Genomic DNA, 21,218 nt, shown 5'->3' on the forward strand with positions numbered 1-21,218 from the left:
ACAGTAGTGAACAAAGGACAAGTACTACAAGTAATGGGTCCAGTTGTCGACGTTAAGTTTGACAATGGCCATTTACCAGCTATCTATAATGCACTAACTGTAGCGATTGAACGTCCAAACCAAGCGCCTACAACTTTAACATTAGAAGTAGCGTTACACTTAGGAGATGACTCTGTTCGTACTATTGCAATGTCATCTACGGACGGCCTTAAGCGTGGTACAGAGGTATTCGATGCTGGTGCAGCAATTTCTGTTCCAGTTGGTAATATAACATTAGGACGTGTATTCAACGTGCTTGGTGAGGTTATTGACTTAGGAGAAGAAATTCCAGTGGAAGATCGTCGTGATCCAATCCACCGTCAAGCGCCAACATTTGAAAACCTTTCAACAGAAGTTGAGATTCTTGAAACAGGTATCAAAGTAGTAGATCTACTAGCTCCTTATATTAAAGGTGGTAAAATCGGTCTATTCGGTGGTGCCGGAGTAGGTAAAACTGTTCTTATTCAAGAACTTATTAATAATATTGCTCAAGAGCATGGCGGTATTTCAGTATTCGCTGGTGTTGGAGAGCGTACGCGTGAAGGAAATGACTTATTCCACGAGATGAGCGATTCAGGCGTTATTAAGAAAACAGCAATGGTATTCGGTCAAATGAATGAGCCACCTGGCGCACGTATGCGTGTTGCTTTAACTGGTCTTACAATGGCAGAATACTTCCGTGATGAACAAGGTGCAGACGTACTTCTTTTCATCGATAATATCTTCCGTTTCACTCAAGCAGGTTCTGAGGTTTCAGCATTATTAGGTCGTATGCCTTCTGCTGCTGGTTACCAACCAACACTTGCAACTGAAATGGGTCAATTACAAGAGCGTATCACGTCAACAAATACTGGTTCAGTTACATCTATCCAAGCGATTTATGTACCAGCCGATGACTATACGGATCCAGCTCCTGCAACAACTTTCGCTCACTTAGATGCGACTACAAACTTAGAACGTAAATTATCTGAGATGGGTATTTACCCAGCGGTAGATCCTTTAGCTTCTTCTTCACGTGCGCTTTCTCCGGAAGTCGTAGGTCCAGAGCATTATGAAGTAGCACGTCAAGTGCAATATACTTTACAACGCTATAGAGAGCTTCAAGACATTATCGCAATCTTAGGTATGGATGAATTAGGTGATGAAGACAAGCAAGTAGTTAACCGTGCTCGTCGTATTCAGTTCTACCTATCTCAAAACTTCCATGTTGCAGAACAATTTACAGGTCAAAAAGGTTCATACGTTCCAGTTAAAGAAACTGTTGAAGGATTCAAACAAATTCTTGAAGGAAAATATGATCATTTACCAGAAGATGCATTCCGTTTAGTTGGACGCATTGAAGAAGTTATAGAAAAAGCGAAAAGCATGGGCGTAGAAGTATAATAAATCGGACCAGGAGGTAAAAATATGAAGACACTTACAGTCAATATTGTCACTCCCGACGGCCCGGTATACGATTCTGAAGTAGACATGATTATCGCAAAAACAGCATCTGGTGAAATCGGTATTTTACCTGGCCATATTCCAATGGTTGCACCACTTGTAGTAGGTGCAATAAAATTGAAAAAAGAGGCAAAAACAGAGTACGTAGCAGTAAGCAGTGGATTTGTAGAAGTTCGACCTGAAAAGGTATCGATCTTAGCAACATCTGCTGAGGTTGCTTCAAGTATCGATTTAGCTCGTGCTAAAGAAGCGATGAAACGTGCAGAAGAACGTATTCAAAGTAAACAAGACTCGGTCGATCATAGCCGTGCTGAGCTTGCATTGAAACGTGCGATGAATCGTATCAACGTTCATGAGGGTAATTTTTAAGTTTATTTCTTTATGGAATAACTTTAAAGTCTCTGGCGGTAGCCACAGATTATATTTATCTTGCTAAAGTAGCTCGATGAAAGATTGTTAGCTTACACTTGTAGGCTAACAACTCTATATAATTGTGACCTAATAGCCTAGGCGTATTTGATTTAAAATAAAGCGGGCAGAATTCTTTCTGTCTGCTTTTTTTTTACTATTGCCTAAAATAGGAGGAATATAAATGGGATTATTAAGTAGTGAACAAGCACTAATCGCAATACTTGCTAATGTCTTTTTTATTGGAATATCTTTCTATGCGTTACAGGCATTAATGATGGACAAGATAATAAAGAAAAATCGGGTGTTTCAAGCCCAACTATTTTATATTTTAGCAAGTATTGTGATTGGCTCCATCGTCGCAAATTTTTTCTTGAATCTGACAAATTGGTCAAACCAGCTTCCATTTTTGTTTGACTAAACAGATCCTATATGCTCATGCAAATTATGGAAAAGTTTGTATGAGCATGTAGAATCTGCACGTATTTCCTGGGAAATTTTTTGTTGAGATAGGTTTACTAGCTTACACTATGGGTATTTTAAAATTATCTACACGAAATGGCTGGGTAATACGTATAATAGAACAAGAAAAATAATCGAAAAGCTCAAAAATAGTGTTTTAGATGCTTGTATGTAGTCGAATTACGTTGTATGATGAATATTGTTTTGAATACCTAAAAAATGACATCATACGTATTCTTTTATATAAAGCAAATGGATAATGAACGCGGAGGGAAAGTAGTGGACAAAATTGTTGTTAAAGGCGGCCAAACGTTAAACGGGAAGGTACGTGTAGAAGGTGCAAAGAATGCTGTACTACCAGTACTAGCTGCAGCTCTACTAGCTACTAAAGGCAAAAATGTTATTAAAGATGTACCGACACTTGCAGATGTTTTGACTATTAATGAAGTACTGAAAAGTTTAAATACAGAAGTAATTTATAATCCTGAAAAAAATGAAGTAATAATTGATTCTCAAGAAAAGTTATCTAGTGAAGCCCAATTCGAGTATGTACGTAAAATGCGCGCATCTATACTTGTTATGGGTCCAATTTTAGCGCGAAATGGTTTTGCTCGTGTAGCTCTTCCAGGAGGTTGTGCAATTGGATCACGTCCGATTGATCAGCATTTAAAAGGTTTTGAAGCAATGGGTGCGGTAATTTCCTTTGGACATGGTTTTGTTGAAGCAACTACTAAGGGACGCCTACAAGGTGCTAAAATTTATTTAGATGTTCCAAGCGTAGGTGCTACTGAAAATATTATGACCGCTGCAGCATTAGCAGAAGGTACAACAATTATCGAAAATGCTGCTAAAGAACCGGAAATTGTCGATTTAGCTAACTTCATCAATGAGATGGGCGGTTCGGTAAAAGGTGCAGGAACCGACACTATTCGAATTGAAGGAGTAGAAGAATTACACGGCACAGAGCACCATATTATTCCGGATCGAATTGAAGCTGGAACATTTATGGTAGCTGCAGCTATTACAAAAGGCAATGTCCTTATTGAAAATGCAGTACCTGAACATATGACAGCACTTATATCTAAAATGCAAGAAATGGGCATTGAAATTACCGAAGAGGACCATGGTCTTCGTGTAATTTCTGGAGGAGATCTTAAGTCAGTTGACATCAAAACGATGCCACATCCTGGTTTCCCAACAGATATGCAATCTCAAATGATGGCATTAATGATGACTGCTCACGGAACTGGCATCATTACAGAAACCGTATTCGAAAATCGTTTCATGCATGTGGAAGAGTTCCGCAGAATGAATGGTAACATGAAGATCGAAGGCCGTTCTGTCATAATGGAGTCCCCATCTGACCTACAAGGCGCAGAAGTTGCAGCAACCGACCTTAGAGCGGCAGCAGCACTTATTCTTGCAGGATTAGTGGCTGAAGGAATTACACGCGTTACAGAGCTGTATCACCTCGATAGAGGATATGTCGATTTTGATAAAAAATTAGCGGCATTAGGTGCAGATATCGAACGTATCGGTAGCGAATCGTCAGAGAAAGCCGTACAATTAGTATAATACTATATGAAAAGCACTTTACATCTATACATGTAAAGTGCTTTTTTAGTGAAAAAAACAGCGTGGATGAGTCCCACCAATGTCCGCGAGTAAGATAATAAATCTCCTATCCAAAGGACAGAGAGATTAAAACTAATCTCCGCATTGATAAATCCAGTTTTACTAAATGGAAGAATGATCGTTTCGCAAGTAAATGACCCATCAGAGCAAGTATATATTTATAAAACTTAACCTCCTCTTATATAGATTATCTTCTAATCTAATCATCAGTCTCTTAATATGTGCATATAGTAACTCTATGAAACAAAACATACTCTTTATAATCCTATGCATAGCCCTCCTGTTTTTGCCGTTTTTATTAATAAAAGAAAAACCACAAGAAGAAACGGTACCACCGCCAACATCGGAACTCGAAATTGCTTGTCCAATACTAATCGAAGTGAAAGGGGTTAAGGAGAAGATTCCTTTAGAAACTTATGTTCTTGGAGTAGTGGCAGCTGAAATGCCTGTTACGTTTCATGAAGAGGCATTAAAGGCGCAATCTATAGCAGCAAGGACATATGTATTAAGAGATACGAAATATGGTCAAAAACCAATAGACAAAACAGTATTAAAGCAAGTATACGTTAGTGAGGAAGATCGGAAGAAAAAGTGGGGGGAGTCCTTCCAACAATATGAGGACAAACTTAAAAAGGTCATCGCTGCCACAGAGGGAGAAATTATTGTCTATAAAGACCAACTAATTACTGCGATGTTCTTCTCTTCTAGCAACGGTCAAACAGAAAGTGCAGAAAATTATAGTGGTAATTCTATTCCTTACTTAGTCTCTGTTCCAAGTGAATCGGAGGAACTATATGCTCTAAATAGAACAAAGCAATTTGAATTTACCCATGGAGAATGGTCAAAAGCTTTTAATATGAAATGGACAGCAAACATACCTAAAACTTTTAAAATAACAAAAACGGATACGGACCGGGTAGAATCTGTTCAGATGAATGGTAAGACATGGACAGGCCGTGAAGTTCGAACACTTTTAGGACTACCCTCTACTGACTTCACCGTAACTTTTCAGTCTGATAAAGTAATAGTTGACACGGTTGGATATGGACACGGCGTGGGGATGAGTCAGTACGGTGCGGAAGTGCTTGCTAACGATTCTGTATTGGCAGCAGACATTTTACTTCATTATTACAAAGGTACAGAAATAAAAAAATTCTCACCATGTTTAAAATCTCCTTGATTTGCAAACAATGCAAATAGAGGTGATGAAAATGAGAGAAGAACAAAAGAACAATACTTCTCAGAAGAAGAACAATAATACCCCGAAAAAGCCATGGTTTTGGCCACTGATTTATGCAGGTTTTTCGGTAGCTTTTGTAGGTATGATTTGGGGCTATAATGTGTACGTCAGCGATGATTCTGTAAAAGACTCAGAATGGACAGATGCAAGTAAGGACCCCAACTCAGTAACGATTGAAACAAATGCCCAAGCAGAATCGATGAAATACCCTTTTAAAGAGACTCTGCTAGATAACGTGGAAATCGTACAGCATTTTTACGATATGGAAGCGGATGAGTCGACTCGAGAAAAGTCGATACTCGTATTCGATCATAGTTATGTAATGAATACAGGCGTATCTCTAACTATGAATAGTGAACCGTTTGAAGTAGTTGCAGCAATGAGTGGAAAAGTAGAAGCAGTCAATTTAGATCCATTTGTTGGGGATGAAATCGTCTTGTCACATGCAAATGGTATGGTAACCAAATATCGCTCAGTCACTGGTATTCTAGTAAAAGTTGGAGACGTGGTAGAACAAGGAGACTCACTTGCAACGGCTACAGAGAATGAATGGAACCCAACAGCTGGAGTTCATTTACAATTTGAAGTACTGCAAGATGGTGTTTTAGTAAATCCAGAGACCTTGCTAGCATTTTAATTCATAATAACTAAAGCGTATGCATAAATTGATGGAAAGTGTTCCTTTACTAACGAAAGGAAGAGTTAGTGCACGAAACGATTCGTCATAGATGCATACGTTTAGGTGAGATGGTCATTGAGACTAAAAAAACTGTCCGTGCAATCGCAAGCACAACCGGTCATTCCAAAAGCACTGTGCACAAGGATTTGACGGAAAGACTCCACTTAGTAGATCCGCAATTGGCAAAAGAAGTAAAAGAAATTTTAGCGTATCATAAATCTGTCAGGCATTTACGAGGTGGAGAAGCGACGAAAAGAAAGTGGAAAACTAGAAAAGAAGATAGAAGATGTCGTGATTAGTAACTGATCACGGCTTTTTCTTATTATTTCTTAGTAGATTCAATTAATAAAAGCTTGCTAAATAATAAAAAAGTTGAATTCCGTTCCAGTTGCGTGCTATCCGCAGGTGGAGCAATGTGAGATTTCATCTGTTTCAATCATTCTGCTGCAGCCTCAGTGCTCGTCCACTCCTCTCCTTAAAGTCGATTCTTTAACTCAATTCTGTCCAAGTTCTTATAAAATTACCTCATCTGGAAATAAATCTATAGTTGCACATCATAATAGTTATTTAGACACTAGTTTCATGCCATTTTTTCACAGATTTTATTGTTAAATAACGTGTATTTCTAATAGAACTATGATAAAATTTAAAGTTAGAAACAGATCGACTAATATACATAATGGTTTTAGCAAGGAAGGAGAAACAACAGTAATGTTTGCAAAGGATATAGGAATAGATTTAGGTACAGCAAATGTTTTAATACATGTAAAAGGAAAAGGGATTGTTTTAAACGAACCCTCAGTCGTTGCTATAGATAGAAACACAAAAAAAGTACTTGCTGTTGGTGAAGAAGCAAGACAAATGGTCGGAAGAACTCCAGGGAATATTATAGCAATTCGACCACTACAAGATGGTGTAATTGCTGATTTTGACGTGACAGAAGCAATGCTTAAGCATTTTATCAATAAATTAAATGTAAAAGGATTCTTATCTAAACCTCGTATTTTAATCTGTTGCCCAACAAACATTACTAGTGTAGAACAAAAGGCAATACGTGAAGCAGCTGAGAAGTCTGGTGGCAAGAAAATCTATTTAGAAGAAGAGCCAAAAGTAGCCGCAATTGGAGCGGGAATGGATATTTTCCAACCGAGTGGTAATATGGTTGTTGATATCGGTGGAGGTACAACAGATGTTGCAGTACTTTCCATGGGTGATATCGTTACAAGTGAATCGATTAAAATTGCGGGAGATGTTTTTGATAATGACATTCTCCAATATATTAAAAAAGAGTACAAGCTTCTAATAGGGGAACGTACTGCAGAAAATATTAAAATTGAAATAGGTACTGTTTTCCCTGACAGTCGCCATGAAGAGATGGATATTCGTGGGCGGGATATGGTCACTGGACTTCCTAGAACAATAACTATTGGCTCGGAAGAAATAGAAAAAGCATTACGAGAATCGGTGTCGGGTATTGTTCAAGCAGCTAAAAATGTATTAGAAAAAACACCACCTGAGCTATCCGCGGATATTATTGATCGTGGAGTAATCATTACAGGAGGCGGAGCTCTTTTACACGGAATGGACCATTTGTTGATGGAAGAGTTAAAAGTACCGGTATTCATAGCTGAAAATCCAATGGATTGTGTCGCAATAGGAACTGGGATTATGTTAGATAATATTGACAAAATATCAAGAAGATAAATGCACAGTATCTGCGGAGCGAAAAAATGCCCGTATGCTTATTGCATTAGATAAAGGAGGCTTTTTTATGTTCCGTGGATTTACTACAGTTGCATCAGGAATGATTGCACAACAGCGTCGAACAGAATTATTAACAAATAATATGGCAAATGCCAATACACCAGGGTTCAAAGCAGACCAATCGACGATACGCTCATTTCCGGAAATGCTGATGTCTAGACTTGGACCGACTCAAATTCCAACAAAGGATCCTATTAGTGGTAAATATGATTCTCAGGTAGGGGCTTTAAGTACAGGTGTGTATATGCAAGAAACAATGGCATTGATGTCTCAAGGCCAACTTCTGCAAACAGACTTAAATACAGATATAGCACTAATCGATGGTTCCCTGCCAGTGGATGAAGAAACAGGACAAACAGGAGCCGTATTTTATCGTTTGCAGCATCCTACTGAAGGAGAGGCATACACGCGAAATGCGAATTTCACACTAGATGGTGCAGGATACTTAACGAATCCGCAAGGCCTACATGTATTGGATTCAGAAGGTCAACGGATTCAGCTACAAAATGATGATTTCCAGGTAGATTCAAGTGGTCAGATTTTAGTAGATAATGTGGCAGTAGCCAGAATTGGTGTATCTTTTTCTAGTCAACCAAATACACTTGTAAAGCAAGATAATGGACTATACCGATCAGTTGATGGTACTGATCTCCCATCTGCTTATGACATAGATAATGTTACTTTTACGATGCAACAAGGGTATATTGAAGGTTCAAATGTGGATACCGCTAGAACAATGACTGATATGTTAACTGCTTATCGTGCATTTGAAGCAAACCAAAAAGTACTTCAAGCATACGATAGAAGTATGGACAAAGCTGTTAACGAAGTAGGCCGTGTGAATTAATAAAGCTATTACAATCTTTAACAATGAAAAGAGGTAGGCTTAAATGCTACGCACGTTGATTACAGCGACGAACACAATGTCGCAACTGCAAAGCCAGATAGATATCATTGGGAATAACCTTTCCAATACCGGTACGCATGGCTACAAAGCAAAAGATGCTAAATTCCAAGAACTATTATATCAACAATACAATAACGATAAATTAGATAAAGTCGAACGAGATTCACCTACAGGAATTCGCTACGGTGTTGGTGCAGCACTTGCGCAGACGCAGATGAACTGGAAGCAAGGTAGTCTCCAATCTACCGACCGTAATTTAGATTTTGCTTTTCAAGAGCCAAAGCAATACTTTAATGTGCTTATGCCGGATGGAGAAAACGGACAACAGACAGCTTATACGCGTCAAGGGGCCTTTTATGTTTCGCCAATGGAAAATGGACAGCTTATGCTAGTGAACGGTGATGGTTACCCAGTCGCTAATGCAGGGGGACAAGCAATAACCATTCCGGATGGTGTTACGGATTTTAGTATAAATGAAACAGGAATTTTAACAGCAACATATCCAGACGGAACTACACAACAACGCGAATTAGCGGTTTCTGTACTACAAAAGCCAAATGCAATGGAGCAACTATCTGGAACGTATATTGCAATGCCAAATAACCTAGAAGAGTTAGGGTTAAACGCAGAGGAAATTATGACAGATTTACAAGGTGCAAACCGCGGAGAAATAGCTATGGCAAATGGTATGTTAGAGTTGTCTAATGTGGATACATCTAAAGAGATGACAGACCTAATGACAGCACAACGTTCTTATCAGTTCAATGCTCGTTCTATTACAATAGCGGATCAGATGATGGGACTTATTAATGGCATTAGATAATTATTCGTGTAAGGAGTTGTGTTTATGACAGAAGAAAGTAAAATTTCTGCTAGACAACAGCGTAGATTAGAAAAAGGGCAAAAAACAATAAAGCAAGCTGAAAAGACTGGGCCAACCAAATGGGTTCAAATCCGCATGTTCCCCATATGGTTGCGTATACTATTCGTAATTCTACTCTTAGTTGGAACAGGGATGGCAGGGTTAATGGTAGGATATGGTCTTCTAGGCGAAGGCGAACCGAAAAATGCATTAAAATGGGAAACCTATCAGCATATGATTGATATTAAAGATGGCAAATAATAACGATGATTTATTGGAGGATGATTCTATGTTAACAACAGAGCAAGTTCAAGCAATTTTACCGCATCGCTATCCATTTCTTATGATAGATAAAATTCTAGAATTAGAAGAAGGTAAACGTGCGGTAGGGCTAAAAAATGTAACGATTAACGAAGAATTCTTCAATGGTCATTTTCCAGGATATCCAGTAATGCCTGGAGTACTAATCGTAGAAGCTCTTGCTCAAGTAGGAGCTGTCGCAGTTCTTCAAATCCCAGAAAATAAAGGAAGACTTGCGTTCTTTACTGGAATTGATAATTGTCGATTTAAGCGCCAAGTGAAACCTGGCGACCAGCTGAAATTAGAAGTTGAATTAACAAAACTTCGTGGACCAATGGGAAAAGGTCACGGAATCGCAACAGTAGATGGAGAATTAGTTTGTGAAACAGACATACTTTTTGCACTAGGACCTGTAGTAGAGAAAGAATAATTTGTTTAAATATAATTAGTTGGATTATATAGATTTGTGATAAAGTAGGAGGTTTTATGTTTCATGTATAATGAGTTATCAGCAGGGATTAAAAGTAGTATTACTAGATCAATTACAAAGGCATTTGAAATTTATATGACTAATATCAAATGGGATGAAGAACTTTTTAGTATAGAGGACTTCGTGAAAAGTTGGCAAGTATATATAGTTGAGTCTGCGACTTGGTTTCAGAAAGTTCCACAAGAGATTAAAGAGAGTCCGGAATTCCATGAAGAAATAGCACTAAAAATAAATACTATAATTGAGAAAATTTTGTCAGAGCCTATTAATGAAGAGTTAATTGCTTCGATTGAAATCATGCAAGAAAAATTAGATACTCATTTTAAATATGGCTGTAAAGCAGAAGCTTTATACGTAGAAGCACTTTTGAACGAAATGCAAAAACAGGTATAAATCCCATAGGATAGTTCCTTTTTTCTTGGATAACCTATCGTAAGTCACAAATAAGTGATGACGATATCTAAGAAAGGAGGAATTTTTTTATGTGGAAAAAAGTCATTCCTACTGTAGCGTTATGCTCTTTTCTATTAGTTGGGTGTAACAACAATGATGATGAGGTAATTCCTGACAACAACGAAACTCCAATGGAGGATGTTCGAGACGATATTAATACTCCATCGCCGAACACAAACAACGGAATGGATAACGGTGGGAATGGAACGGTAAACGATGGCAACATCAATGGTGGAACTAATAATGGAACAATGGACAATGGGACAATGAACGGCGAACCAGGTATCAATGATAATGTTGATGGTACTGGAACGGATAACGGAAATGTACCAAACGATGGCAAATGGATTAAAGAACCAAGCACTGACCACGATGATGACGAGTTAATTGATGATAAGGATGCTAATAAATAGTAATTGAATGATCAAAGAAGATGCTGACTCCTAAAAATTAGGGTCAGCATCTTTTTTAATGGGAAAGAATCCCGTTTCGCTAATAAAACGCAATGAAAGCCGCCGCTAAACATAGGAAGTAACCCAAATAAATTAAGAAAGTTAAAATCATAGGACCGCAAGTAAACAACATACTACAAAAATGCTCAATAAATTTTCAACAAAAAAATCCCGGCAGTGTTTAACAGGGATTTTGCTATCTCAAAATTATTAATCATCCTTTAAGGCAGGTCGTGTTTTCATATCGCTTTCAAACTTAGAAAGTAAATCTTCCCCCGTTAAGCCGTCTTCGATTAGTTCTGCTAGCAACGACTCAGCATACTTTCTTCTGACGCGTTTTAGCGTACCTCTAAGCAACACAGATAGATGATCGCCGATTTGTTTCACAGAATAGGTTACCACTTCAAAATGAGCAGGCTCATTTTCTGGATAGGAAATTATCACTTTCACAACATATACCTTGTTAGACATTTTTAATTCATTGAAATATGCTTCGTAATTTTGGTCCGTAAATAGTTCTAAAATCCATGAACGGCTAGAGTTTTCTTGGTTAATAACGATACCATCTTCAATGGCTATTGGAACTTCTTCATGATCTGAAATAATACTCACTGAAATCATTTTGAATGTTTTCATGTACAAATCCCCTTTGGAAAAGCATTAATTAGTTCTCATTATAACATAGGTAATTCAGTGGAAAAAAATAATTGTACAAACTACCAAAATAGCATTATTGAAAAGTTCAAAACCATCTATAGGTGGAGTTATAAAAAAAGAATTTTTTAGAATGCTATTTTTAGCCTGAAAACGGGTTGGAAAATGAATTGTTAGCTTTTGCCAACAATTTACACTGACAGTATGATAGTGCTAACAGTAAAGGAGGTGGCAGATTGAACACTGTTTCAATAATCGGACGTATGACGAAATCTCCACAATTAAAGCATTTATCTGAGGGGAGAATGCAAACGAATTTCATCGTCGCCGTAAATAAAAGCTATAAAAATGATGAAGCGGACTTTGTATTATGTACAATTTGGGGGAAGCTCGCGGAAACAACAGTTAAGTATTGTGGCAAAGGGTCGCTGGTGGGGATAACAGGCAGACTCAATACAAGATCGTATGAGAAGGAAGCTGGAGCAAGGGTATTCGTTACAGAAATAGTTGTGGAGGACATCCGATTTTTAGCAACAAAGAAACGAGACGAGGAGCAACCCGGACAATCAATAAAGACGAATAGTGAGAGTGATTTTGAATTTCCAGTAACACCAAACCAACTACCAGTTTAATGATTGATAAGACCGCAATCTTAGTCAATGATTATCAAAAGAGGAAAACCCTGACCAAAAATTTTATTGGTCAGGGTTTTAATAAAAACGATTAAATAGACAATGTCAGTAATTCTTTAATATCATTATCAGACATTTCAGTGATCCACTGACTAGAATGGATTAACTCCTCTGATAAAGCTTGTTTCTCGACGAGTAATTTATCAATTTTCTCTTCAATTGTACCAATCGTGATGAACTTATGGACATGTACAAAGTTTGTCTGTCCAATACGATAAGCACGATCTGTCGCTTGATTTTCTACTGCAGGATTCCACCAACGATCGGCATGGAGTACATGGCTAGCAGCAGTCAGATTTAAGCCAGTTCCACCAGCCTTCAAGGATAATAGGAATACTGGGAACTCTTTAGCCTGGAATGCTTCTACCAAATGATCACGCTGATTTTTAGGCATACTACCAGTCAAAAATGGAGCATCAATTTCATATAGTTCCGTTAAACAATGTTGAAGCAAATGACCCATCCCAATATACTGAGTAAAGATTAGACATTGCTCTCCACGTGCTGCAATCTCACCAGCAAGTGTCACAATTTGAGCTAATTTTTCGGAACGCTCAAGCATATCCTCCGCATCATCAAATGGCTCTTTTAAGTAAAGGGCAGGATGATTACAAAGCTGTTTCAACTTACTTAACATTTTCAGAATGAGACCTTTTTTCTCAAATCCAGTCAATGTGTCAAGCTTGCTGACAGTTTCTTGTATAAGCGATTCATACAATGCAGCTTGCTCGGTAGTGAGCGCACAGTACTCTCGTTGCTCTAACTTTTCAGGTAAGTTAAGCAGAAGTTCAGGATCTTGTTTCGTTCTTCTTAGTAAGAAAGGCTGAATTTTAAGACGCAATTTATGTTTCGTAGCGTCGGAATTATCCCGTTCAATAAGTGCTATATAATTTTCTTGGAACTTACGGAACGAGCCCAAATAACCTTTATGGATAAAGTCAAAGATCGACCATAGTTCGGATAATCTATTTTCCACGGGTGTCCCAGTTAAAGCGATATGATGACCACCTGTTAACTTGCGGATAGCACGAGATTGTTTTGTATGCATATTTTTAATGTTCTGTGCTTCATCTAAAGTAACACTGGTCCATGTGATTTCTGTAAGTGATTCAATATCCTGCATGGCAGTTCCAAATGTAGTAAGAACAACATCACTTGTTAAATCGATTTCTTTTGTTCGTGAAGAACCATAATGTGTCTGCACTTTAAGTGAAGGTGCAAACTTCGCAATTTCTTTTTGCCAGTTTCCTAACACAGAAGTTGGACAAATAATAAGCGAAGGGGTGGGCTGTTCTGTATTCTCATGGACATGCAGAAGGTAAGCTATCAACTGCACTGTTTTTCCAAGACCCATATCATCGGCAAGGCAGGCTCCGAATTTTTCATTTCGCATGAAGACAAGCCACTCTAACCCTTGCTGTTGATAAGGGCGTAAAGTAGTCAATAAGTTAGGAGAGATTTCCACTGCAGGAAATCCTTTTTTCTCTGATAGCTGTGTCATTATCGTTTGCAAGGACTTTTGCATTTCAAATGCAAACAACGGATCTACATCCGTTTCCTCATCGTCATCAAGTGCAAGAGCAAGTTCTTCAGGAATTTCACGGAACAGCAACTCTTTTACTGTCCAATTCTCATCCTCTGATTTTCTTATAAGCTCTCGAACTTCATGCATCCATGCGGAATCAATACGGAACCATTCATTGCCAGCTTGTATAAACGAGCGATTTTCAGTGACCATTTGTTGGAACTCATCAGCTGAAATCTCTTGTCCGTTCAAAGAAAAACTCCAGTTAAATTGCAGTATCTCATTTAAACCAGCAGTGGTTTTATAAGAATTGGCTGTCTTAGCAACTGTTTTTACACGCATTTTTGTATCCTTAACCGCTTTAAGCCAAGCTGGGAGAACTACTTCGAATCCTAATGCTTGCAGTTTTACTAAGTCATCGCGAAGAAACATCCGCACTTCTTCATCTGTTAATGTAGAAGAATAGAATGTTTCTGTATTAATTCGATCAATCGAAGAGATAAGAGAAAATATCTTCGACTGTGTTTCCTCTATATAATCACTAAATTCACTCCATTTATCTGGAAGTGCTTCGCTAATAGCTAATGATTTTTTCCGATATGCAGGTGTCCAGTAAACACTGCTTTTCTTCCCACGGACTACTGTTTCTAGAAGCCATGTATCCTCCATTGCCTCTGGTTCTGACAATCTCAGTGCGACAAGTAAGCTTGGATGTGTAGTCTGAGACTTTATCGGCCATCCTCCACGTTGGAAAAATGGTATGAGTGCTTCTACATCCTCCATGGATAAACCAGCTTGGAACAGTTTTTGTTTCACAGCGTTCACAAGGAGTGTTTGCCCTTTGTCAGTAATTGGAGCAGTAACATTAAGTTCGTTTTCTTCTATATTTATGAAATTCCATAAGTCAGGAGTTGCCCAAACCTTTGCAGTTTCTTTAAAGATATCTAGCCAATTATTTGAATCATCATTGACACCATCAAACACTGTGAATGGATGCATTTTTCTAGAAAAAAGCTCGACTAATTCAACTGGTGATGCAATTAGTGCATTATCTTCTATTTGAGCGTTTAGACCGAAAAAACTTTCTCGGTGATTCAAATATAAGGACGGTACCCATTTTTCAGCAGGTACAGTGATCGAGGCTAAGCGAAAGTGTCCGTTTTCTAAAGGATGAACATTTAAAGGGAATTCTTTTGTAATAGATAAAGGCTGAGTCATAGTGGCAGGTTTCCTTTCTCTATTTCTTGTTGCAAAGCACGAAGACGACGATACTTCTCGCGAACATTTTCTACGTAATCATTCCAATAGTCAATGTTATTCGATTTTTTAGCAACTTGTTTCATCTTTTTCCAAATTCGGACAGCTTGTTTGTAGCTATAACGGTTTTTCTCCTGGATGAAACGCATTGCATAGTCATGGTAAAGTGGAAGTAATACATCTGGAGCTTCTTCCTTAATAATCGAAAGTCCACAGGCTTCTGCATACTCCAATGAAGAATTAGCCGATTGATGAAGTGCCATCCAATCATAGTAACGCTTTTCCTTAATGAGTAAATTCGAATAAGACTGCAAACCATACAGTCCAAATGATTGATATAATTTTTCTAACTCTGCAGGGTGTAACTGAACCGTATCAAATAAAAGTTCTAATCGACGTATGAGTATAACTCGGGATGGATTTTGTATAACTTCGTTTAAATAATAAGAGACGTGAGGCAGTAGCTGTCGTGCCAAGTTTGTTCCTAACTCTTTTTTACCCGTTTGAAGTGCTTTTTCACATACTTCCACCCACTCAAGTAACTGGTTTCCTTCCATTTTCTCCGCAGCTAATAATAGTTCATCAGTCATGGATAAAGTTAAGTAAAAGTATGGAAGTACCATATTTAAAGGAACACCATCTTCTATAGTTTCTAAGGCTTCTAAATATTTTACTTCTTTCAGACGTTTATTTTTGTCTGTTACGAGTGCCTCCCAAAAGGATAGATACACTTGCTTTCGGTAATGTACAAGGTTTTCCATATCAAAGTAAAAATGCTGAACTCTCACCATTATTTCTTCATAAAAAGGATCTGCTGCAAACATTCGCGGCTTCGAAGATAATTGGTTTAAATGATCATTAAGCTCTTCTAGATACTCATTTAAAAAGTGAAGAACTCGATTTTGCATATTTGACTGTGCAAGAGGTTCAATATAAGGCCAAGATTTTATGAGGATAGAAAGCTCTACATATACGTCGAAAATAGGCTGCCATTCACGTTCAAATGGGCGTGACTTTCGAATTTGCGATTTTAAATCATGAATAGCAAACTCAAGTAAATAAAAACTAGTTGGTGGGTAATTCGAAATAAATTTACGGAAAAAGTTTTCGACTATAATATCCCAACTTCTAGGACTACGTTCATCTTTTAGCAAAGTCAATTGGACTTGATCAGCTTTAGAACGCCAATCAGAAATCCATGTAGACAAAGAATCATTTTGTTGATAAAGGTAGAAAACCGCTGCCACAATATGTCTACACGGCTTGTGTATAGGACAAGGACAGTGAAAACTATCTTTTGTAATATGATAGTTCACCTCAATATTCGTTACATCGCGTACCGTAAAATCGACTCGATGCTCTTGAGGTAAATAATTCGATATAGAAACCGCACCATTACGAACAAAAAAAGCGGCACGACGAACAAGCTCTTCATCCTCTAACATAGAAGGATGTAACTTGTTCGCAATCGTATCCATAGACTTATGGATTTGCTTATTATAATGGGATGCAAGTTTTTGATAAGTAGTAAGGTTCAAACGGATCTCTCCTAAGAAAAAAGGCTTTCCTTCCATTATACGTTTAAAACCTACTTATTAAAAGCCGAACCTAAAATAATTCGAATAAATGGCTTAGTAAAAACAAAAAAGCCTTTACTTATAGTGATATAAGTAAAAGCTCTAATCTTTTTTCCAACGATTTAAAATGTAGTTTCTTCGATCTTTGTCATTGTCCGCAAAATTGACGATATCCATAGTAAGATCACGATACTCTTTTAAGTGGATAACTTTATCTACATACTCATCTTGAAAAGTTTCTATGTATCTTGCTTTACTTTCTCTCGCTTCTAAAATAGGGTTTTCGCTTTTGTAGCGCTTATCTTGAAGCATATATAAAAATTGTTCGTCTGGAATTTTATATTTTTCTTTTATTTTAGTCAGTAACTCTATTGATATACCAAGACTGCCTTTTTCATATTTTGATAATGCGGAATGGTCAATACCTAATACTTTAGCAGCTTCTGTTTGTGTAATATCTAGTTTTTCACGATAAGCCCGCAAATGCTCCCAAAATGCCAAATTCATCCCTCCCATATACAATGCAAGAATAGCGAAATTAAAGAGAAGATGAATAAAAATCGCCAAATTGGAGATAACCATGAAAGGAATGAATATCTATAGTATAAGGAATATACAACAAGTAACATAAATAGAAAATATAGGGATAAGTTCCGTGGAAAGGGGAAGATAGCAGTCGAAAAAATACAATTATACATACCGTCTTTTTTAACATTACTGCGAAATCATGCAAGAAGAAATGAAGGAGAAGTAAAGGTTATTGGTGTGAAGAAAAAGTATATAGAGTATTTTAGTGGATATAGTGAAAACGAGATGACTCAGATTGATCAAATAGTTGCAGAGGATTTCATGGTTTATGATTTAAAATTAGATTATAAAGCCGACTTATTATCTTTTTACTTAGAACATGAAGGAGAACTTAACCAAACAAAAGTTATAGAAAAAGTCTTTAACACGTTTCTCGTTGAATATAATCCAAAGTTGTTTGGTTTTTTTACGATAGCAAAAGGAAGAAATAAACCAAAAACTACGGGAAAATAAAGACACACATAAAAAGCGAATGGGTACCACATTCGCTTTTTGGCATATACGTAATTGGAGGATTGTCCGGTTTTGGGAGTATATTATACTTGAGGGAAAGTAGCCAATGTACAGCGTAAGTAACCTATTTTCAACAGACAAATATTTTAAGCCATTAACTACACGAAAAAAAGAAAATGTGATAAACTAATAGTAATCAGAAAATTCTATTAACGAAAGGAGAGTAGCATATGATACTTGTACAATTAATGAAACCATTTTATACAAAGTATGAAGGCAACAGTATAAAGATGGTGTTTGCCTATCAATACTTTTCCATAAGGAAAGATGATGAGCTTTTTCATTTTATACCGGTAGAGGGCAAGGAGATTATTTTAAATGCGCAGACATTACAGGTAGAAAATTTATCGGAAGTATTTGTTTTTCAAAAAGGGAATAGATTTATTCGACTTCCACTTTATCAATTATTGCTTGTGTCGGATATTCATACACATCTACAAACCATTTTAGAAGAAGCAAATCAAATTGATACAGAAGAAGGATCAATTGAAGGAACAGAAGAAGTCATCAAACTACTAGAAGAACAAAATTTAGAGCGCATGTTTGACTTTGCATTGACGATGAGAGATGAGGAGTTATTTAACAAACTACAACAGTATAATGAAAATTAACGGAGGCTGTTACATTGTATAACTTTAATAAATAGAAAACACCTAACGAGTAGAGATATTTCGGTAGGTGTTTTTATGTGTTATCTAAATTAGTAAGAGGTAAAAAAGTGAAGGAACAACACAAAACCACTGGATCCGAGTACTCCAAACAAAATATCCCCCCAATTAAATCCAAACTTGTCGATTTTCATTTATATAAGCTCCTTTCCTGTCAATTTCCCGGGAAATAACTCGATTATTTAATTTGTCGTAAAATAAGTTCAAAAGTTTCACTTATCCTGTCCAATAAAGGAAGGAGTTAGTCACTTTTTAACGAATTAAATCTTCATATTCACATACAGTAAGAAAAGCATAGTGTAGAAATGTGAAGTATAATATAAATATGACGATATAACGATGAAGGGAGTTGATAGGATGCTTGGGAAATGGAATTCTACTGGACTATCTATTTTAAGGAATATGAACTCTCAATATGCAATGATAAATAAGTCCATGGAACGTATTTCTTCTGGATATCGTATCAATCGAGCGGGGGATGATCCAGCTGGTCTAGCTATATCTGAAAAAATGCGTGCCCAAATTCGGGGGCTTGGACAGGCTTCGAGGAATATCCAAGATGGAATTTCCCTTGTCCAAACTGCAGAAGGTGCGCTGAATGAAACTCATTCTATTTTGCAAAGGATGAGAGAACTTAGTGTTCAATCTGCTAATGATACGCTGACCAATTCAGATCGAGATCAAATGGCGATAGAGTTTGAAGAACTAAAAAAAGAAGTCTCTAGAATTTCTAAAGATACGGAATTTAATACAAAGCCTTTATTAGATGGCTCCCAAAATTCTATTAAAATCCAAGTAGGTGCTAATGCAGGGCAATTTATTGAATTGTCATTTGGCAATATGGGTGCTACTAATATTGGAATACAGAATCTATCTATTTCTACTAGAGACGGTGCAGATAAAGCAATGGAAGAGCTAGATAAAGCTATTCAAAAGGTATCAAGTGAACGGTCCAAAATGGGAGCATATACAAATCGTATGGAGCATGCATATAATAATGCACTTAATATGGAAGAAAACCTGACTGCGGCCGAATCTAGAATTAGGGATGTAGATATTGCAAAGGAAATGATGGCGCTCACTAAAGCAAGTATATTAATGCAAGCCAACCAATATGTCCTAAGCTTGCATATGCAGCAAGCACAAAGTGTACTACAGCTACTAAAGTAACACTATTTCAGTTAAGATAGGTTTATAGAAAACAAAAAGGGGGAAATGGGATGAAGAGGTTTACTGTCCTTGCAGTAATCTTTATCGGTTTAATCTCAGCACCGTTTTCTTCATCAGCGGCACCGCTGGATGAAGTGAAAAGTTTAGTTAGTGAGTACTACAAAGGAGAAATTCCTTCTAATATAGTAGACATAGATTCTATTGATGAGATAATGAAACAGTTAGATCCCTACTCTACTTATTTTACGAGGGAAGAATTTGAGGCATACACGAATTCCATCAATAATACGACGATTGGCATTGGAGTGACAATTGAAGAACATCCGAAGGGAATTCAAGTTATCGGCACATTTGAAGGAGGAGCAGCTGCTCAAGCTGGTATATCACCTGGTGATATTATCCTTTCTGTTGATGGTATCGCAACTAATGGTATGTCAATACAACAAGCATCTTCGATGATTACAGGTAAAGAAGGAACCGCCGTCCAATTACAGATATTGATCAGTAACAATTCCAAACAAGTATTTAACATAACGCGAAAGAAGTTTACGATTCCTGTAGTAACAAAAGAACTCTTAGCTGGTAGTGTTGGTTATATAAGTATGAATTCATTTTCTGATGATGGAGCAGTTCTTGTACAAAAAGCAAAAGTGGATCTAGAAAAGAAGGGCGCAACTTCATTTATACTGGACTTGCGTAATAATGGCGGAGGATATGTACATACAGCAGAAGAACTTATTGGTCTATTTCCAAACAGTCCTGATGCGTTTAAAATTATTACCACAAAAGAGACTACATTAACTAAATCGACGAAGCAACCCTCGTTGTTTCCTGCCAATACGAAAGTGCTGGTGAATGGGTATAGTGCAAGTGCTTCAGAAATGACTGCAGCCGCATTACTAGATCAAAAATCGGCAACTCTCTATGGTCAAACTACATATGGAAAAGGTTCCATGCAATCATTCTTTAGTCTTTCAGATGAATCAATTATAAAATTGACAGTTGCAAACTTTACTGGCCCTAAGGGAACGCTTATTCACAAAAAGGGTGTGAAGCCCAACTACGAAACAGAAGTTGGATACGAATTATTACAAGCGCATCAAGACGCATTAGTAGAATCATATAAAAACTATAAAAAGATGTCCGCATTACTTAATGTACCGACAACGAAACAATTCACTATTACTTTTTCCGGCACTGTAGTAGAAAATACAAAGCAAAAAGTGGAACTAGTGAAATTAGGATCTATCAACAAGGTCCCGGTTACTATTAAAGCAAAATCATCAAAACAGTTCGTTGTCACACCAACAGCACCACTAGAAAAAGGAGCAGCCTATCTACTTCTCATTCATCCGACATTCCAAACAAATGCAGGAATTATGATGAGAAATGGTGCTTATGTGGAAGTAACTGTTCAACCATAAGAGGGGGAACACTGGA

General features: G+C 37.3%; 23 protein-coding genes. 19 read left to right on the top strand and 4 right to left on the bottom strand.

Annotated elements, in window-relative coordinates; all coding sequences use genetic code 11:
- The first annotated feature begins 6 nt into the window (after window positions 1–6).
- The 14 genes from atpD (at window position 7) to MKX39_RS03260 (ending at window position 11,095) form a co-directional block, all read left to right on the top strand.
- A complete protein-coding gene (atpD, locus tag MKX39_RS03195) occupies window positions 7–1,422 on the top strand; it encodes a F0F1 ATP synthase subunit beta (protein WP_093538709.1) in 1,416 nt (471 codons plus the stop codon).
- 24 nt (window positions 1,423–1,446) lie between these two features.
- Window positions 1,447–1,851 (top strand): F0F1 ATP synthase subunit epsilon, encoded by a 405-nt coding sequence (locus MKX39_RS03200; protein WP_093538708.1) that lies wholly within the window; start codon window positions 1,447–1,449, stop codon window positions 1,849–1,851.
- Window positions 1,852–2,074: 223 nt separating this feature from the next.
- Entirely contained in the window at window positions 2,075–2,311 is a 237-nt protein-coding gene (locus MKX39_RS03205) for a DUF1146 family protein (RefSeq protein ID WP_093538707.1), read from the top strand.
- A gap of 320 nt (window positions 2,312–2,631) precedes the next feature.
- Complete coding sequence (gene murA, locus MKX39_RS03210) at window positions 2,632–3,927, top strand: UDP-N-acetylglucosamine 1-carboxyvinyltransferase (RefSeq protein WP_340768245.1); 1,296 nt, start codon at window positions 2,632–2,634, stop codon at window positions 3,925–3,927.
- 346 nt (window positions 3,928–4,273) lie between these two features.
- Window positions 4,274–5,167, top strand: a complete 894-nt coding sequence (spoIID, locus tag MKX39_RS03215) for a stage II sporulation protein D (protein WP_245762774.1) — start codon at window positions 4,274–4,276, stop codon at window positions 5,165–5,167.
- A gap of 31 nt (window positions 5,168–5,198) precedes the next feature.
- Window positions 5,199–5,864: a M23 family metallopeptidase gene (locus MKX39_RS03220; protein WP_093538705.1), complete on the top strand. Its 666-nt coding sequence runs from the start codon at window positions 5,199–5,201 to the stop codon at window positions 5,862–5,864.
- Between the two features lie 68 nt (window positions 5,865–5,932).
- Window positions 5,933–6,205, top strand: a complete 273-nt coding sequence (locus tag MKX39_RS03225; protein WP_093538704.1) for a sporulation transcriptional regulator SpoIIID — start codon at window positions 5,933–5,935, stop codon at window positions 6,203–6,205.
- Window positions 6,206–6,617: 412 nt separating this feature from the next.
- Window positions 6,618–7,610 carry a rod shape-determining protein gene (locus MKX39_RS03230; protein ID WP_093538703.1) on the top strand — a complete coding sequence of 331 codons (993 nt, stop codon included), beginning with the start codon at window positions 6,618–6,620 and terminating at the stop codon, window positions 7,608–7,610.
- A 67-nt stretch (window positions 7,611–7,677) separates the two neighbouring features.
- Window positions 7,678–8,517 (top strand): flagellar hook-basal body protein, encoded by an 840-nt coding sequence (locus tag MKX39_RS03235; RefSeq protein WP_340768246.1) that lies wholly within the window; start codon window positions 7,678–7,680, stop codon window positions 8,515–8,517.
- Window positions 8,518–8,560: 43 nt separating this feature from the next.
- A complete protein-coding gene (locus MKX39_RS03240; RefSeq protein WP_340768248.1) occupies window positions 8,561–9,400 on the top strand; it encodes a flagellar hook-basal body protein in 840 nt (279 codons plus the stop codon).
- Window positions 9,401–9,424: 24 nt separating this feature from the next.
- On the top strand, window positions 9,425–9,700 hold the full coding sequence (locus tag MKX39_RS03245; protein ID WP_340768250.1) for a DNA-directed RNA polymerase subunit beta: 276 nt from the start codon (window positions 9,425–9,427) through the stop codon (window positions 9,698–9,700).
- Window positions 9,701–9,728: 28 nt separating this feature from the next.
- Window positions 9,729–10,169, top strand: a complete 441-nt coding sequence (gene fabZ / locus MKX39_RS03250; protein ID WP_340768251.1) for a 3-hydroxyacyl-ACP dehydratase FabZ — start codon at window positions 9,729–9,731, stop codon at window positions 10,167–10,169.
- A gap of 63 nt (window positions 10,170–10,232) precedes the next feature.
- Window positions 10,233–10,622 carry a hypothetical protein gene (locus MKX39_RS03255; protein ID WP_340768252.1) on the top strand — a complete coding sequence of 130 codons (390 nt, stop codon included), beginning with the start codon at window positions 10,233–10,235 and terminating at the stop codon, window positions 10,620–10,622.
- Between the two features lie 89 nt (window positions 10,623–10,711).
- Entirely contained in the window at window positions 10,712–11,095 is a 384-nt protein-coding gene (locus MKX39_RS03260; RefSeq protein ID WP_340768254.1) for a hypothetical protein, read from the top strand.
- A 249-nt stretch (window positions 11,096–11,344) separates the two neighbouring features.
- Here the strand turns inward: MKX39_RS03260 and MKX39_RS03265 are convergent, their stop codons facing one another.
- Entirely contained in the window at window positions 11,345–11,770 is a 426-nt protein-coding gene (locus MKX39_RS03265) for a YwpF family protein (protein WP_093538697.1), read from the bottom strand.
- A gap of 254 nt (window positions 11,771–12,024) precedes the next feature.
- Here MKX39_RS03265 and MKX39_RS03270 point away from each other — a divergent pair, with 254 nt between their 5' ends.
- Complete coding sequence (locus tag MKX39_RS03270) at window positions 12,025–12,420, top strand: single-stranded DNA-binding protein (protein WP_340768255.1); 396 nt, start codon at window positions 12,025–12,027, stop codon at window positions 12,418–12,420.
- A 91-nt stretch (window positions 12,421–12,511) separates the two neighbouring features.
- Here MKX39_RS03270 and MKX39_RS03275 read toward each other — a convergent pair whose 3' ends face one another.
- From MKX39_RS03275 to MKX39_RS03285, 3 genes are all read right to left on the bottom strand, one after another.
- A complete protein-coding gene (locus tag MKX39_RS03275) occupies window positions 12,512–15,223 on the bottom strand; it encodes a DEAD/DEAH box helicase (RefSeq protein WP_093538695.1) in 2,712 nt (903 codons plus the stop codon).
- Complete coding sequence (locus MKX39_RS03280; RefSeq protein ID WP_340761488.1) at window positions 15,220–16,800, bottom strand: hypothetical protein; 1,581 nt, start codon at window positions 16,798–16,800, stop codon at window positions 15,220–15,222. The genes MKX39_RS03275 and MKX39_RS03280 overlap by 4 nt, the downstream gene beginning before the upstream one ends.
- 141 nt (window positions 16,801–16,941) lie before the next feature.
- Window positions 16,942–17,340: a helix-turn-helix domain-containing protein gene (locus MKX39_RS03285; protein ID WP_340768256.1), complete on the bottom strand. Its 399-nt coding sequence runs from the start codon at window positions 17,338–17,340 to the stop codon at window positions 16,942–16,944.
- Between the two features lie 264 nt (window positions 17,341–17,604).
- Between MKX39_RS03285 and MKX39_RS03290 the strand changes: the two genes are divergently transcribed.
- The 4 genes from MKX39_RS03290 to MKX39_RS03305 all read left to right on the top strand — a co-directional run bounded on the left by MKX39_RS03290 (window position 17,605) and on the right by MKX39_RS03305 (window position 21,202).
- Window positions 17,605–17,880: a hypothetical protein gene (locus tag MKX39_RS03290; RefSeq protein ID WP_340768258.1), complete on the top strand. Its 276-nt coding sequence runs from the start codon at window positions 17,605–17,607 to the stop codon at window positions 17,878–17,880.
- Between the two features lie 230 nt (window positions 17,881–18,110).
- Window positions 18,111–18,551 (top strand): transcriptional regulator, encoded by a 441-nt coding sequence (locus MKX39_RS03295; RefSeq protein WP_340768259.1) that lies wholly within the window; start codon window positions 18,111–18,113, stop codon window positions 18,549–18,551.
- A 414-nt stretch (window positions 18,552–18,965) separates the two neighbouring features.
- Window positions 18,966–19,778: a flagellin N-terminal helical domain-containing protein gene (locus MKX39_RS03300; RefSeq protein ID WP_340768260.1), complete on the top strand. Its 813-nt coding sequence runs from the start codon at window positions 18,966–18,968 to the stop codon at window positions 19,776–19,778.
- A 50-nt stretch (window positions 19,779–19,828) separates the two neighbouring features.
- A complete protein-coding gene (locus MKX39_RS03305) occupies window positions 19,829–21,202 on the top strand; it encodes a S41 family peptidase (protein ID WP_340768261.1) in 1,374 nt (457 codons plus the stop codon).
- Window positions 21,203–21,218 lie beyond the last annotated feature (16 nt).

It is taken from the genome of Psychrobacillus sp. FSL K6-1464 (genome assembly GCF_038003145.1).
Lineage (GTDB): Bacteria > Bacillota > Bacilli > Bacillales_A > Planococcaceae > Psychrobacillus > Psychrobacillus psychrotolerans.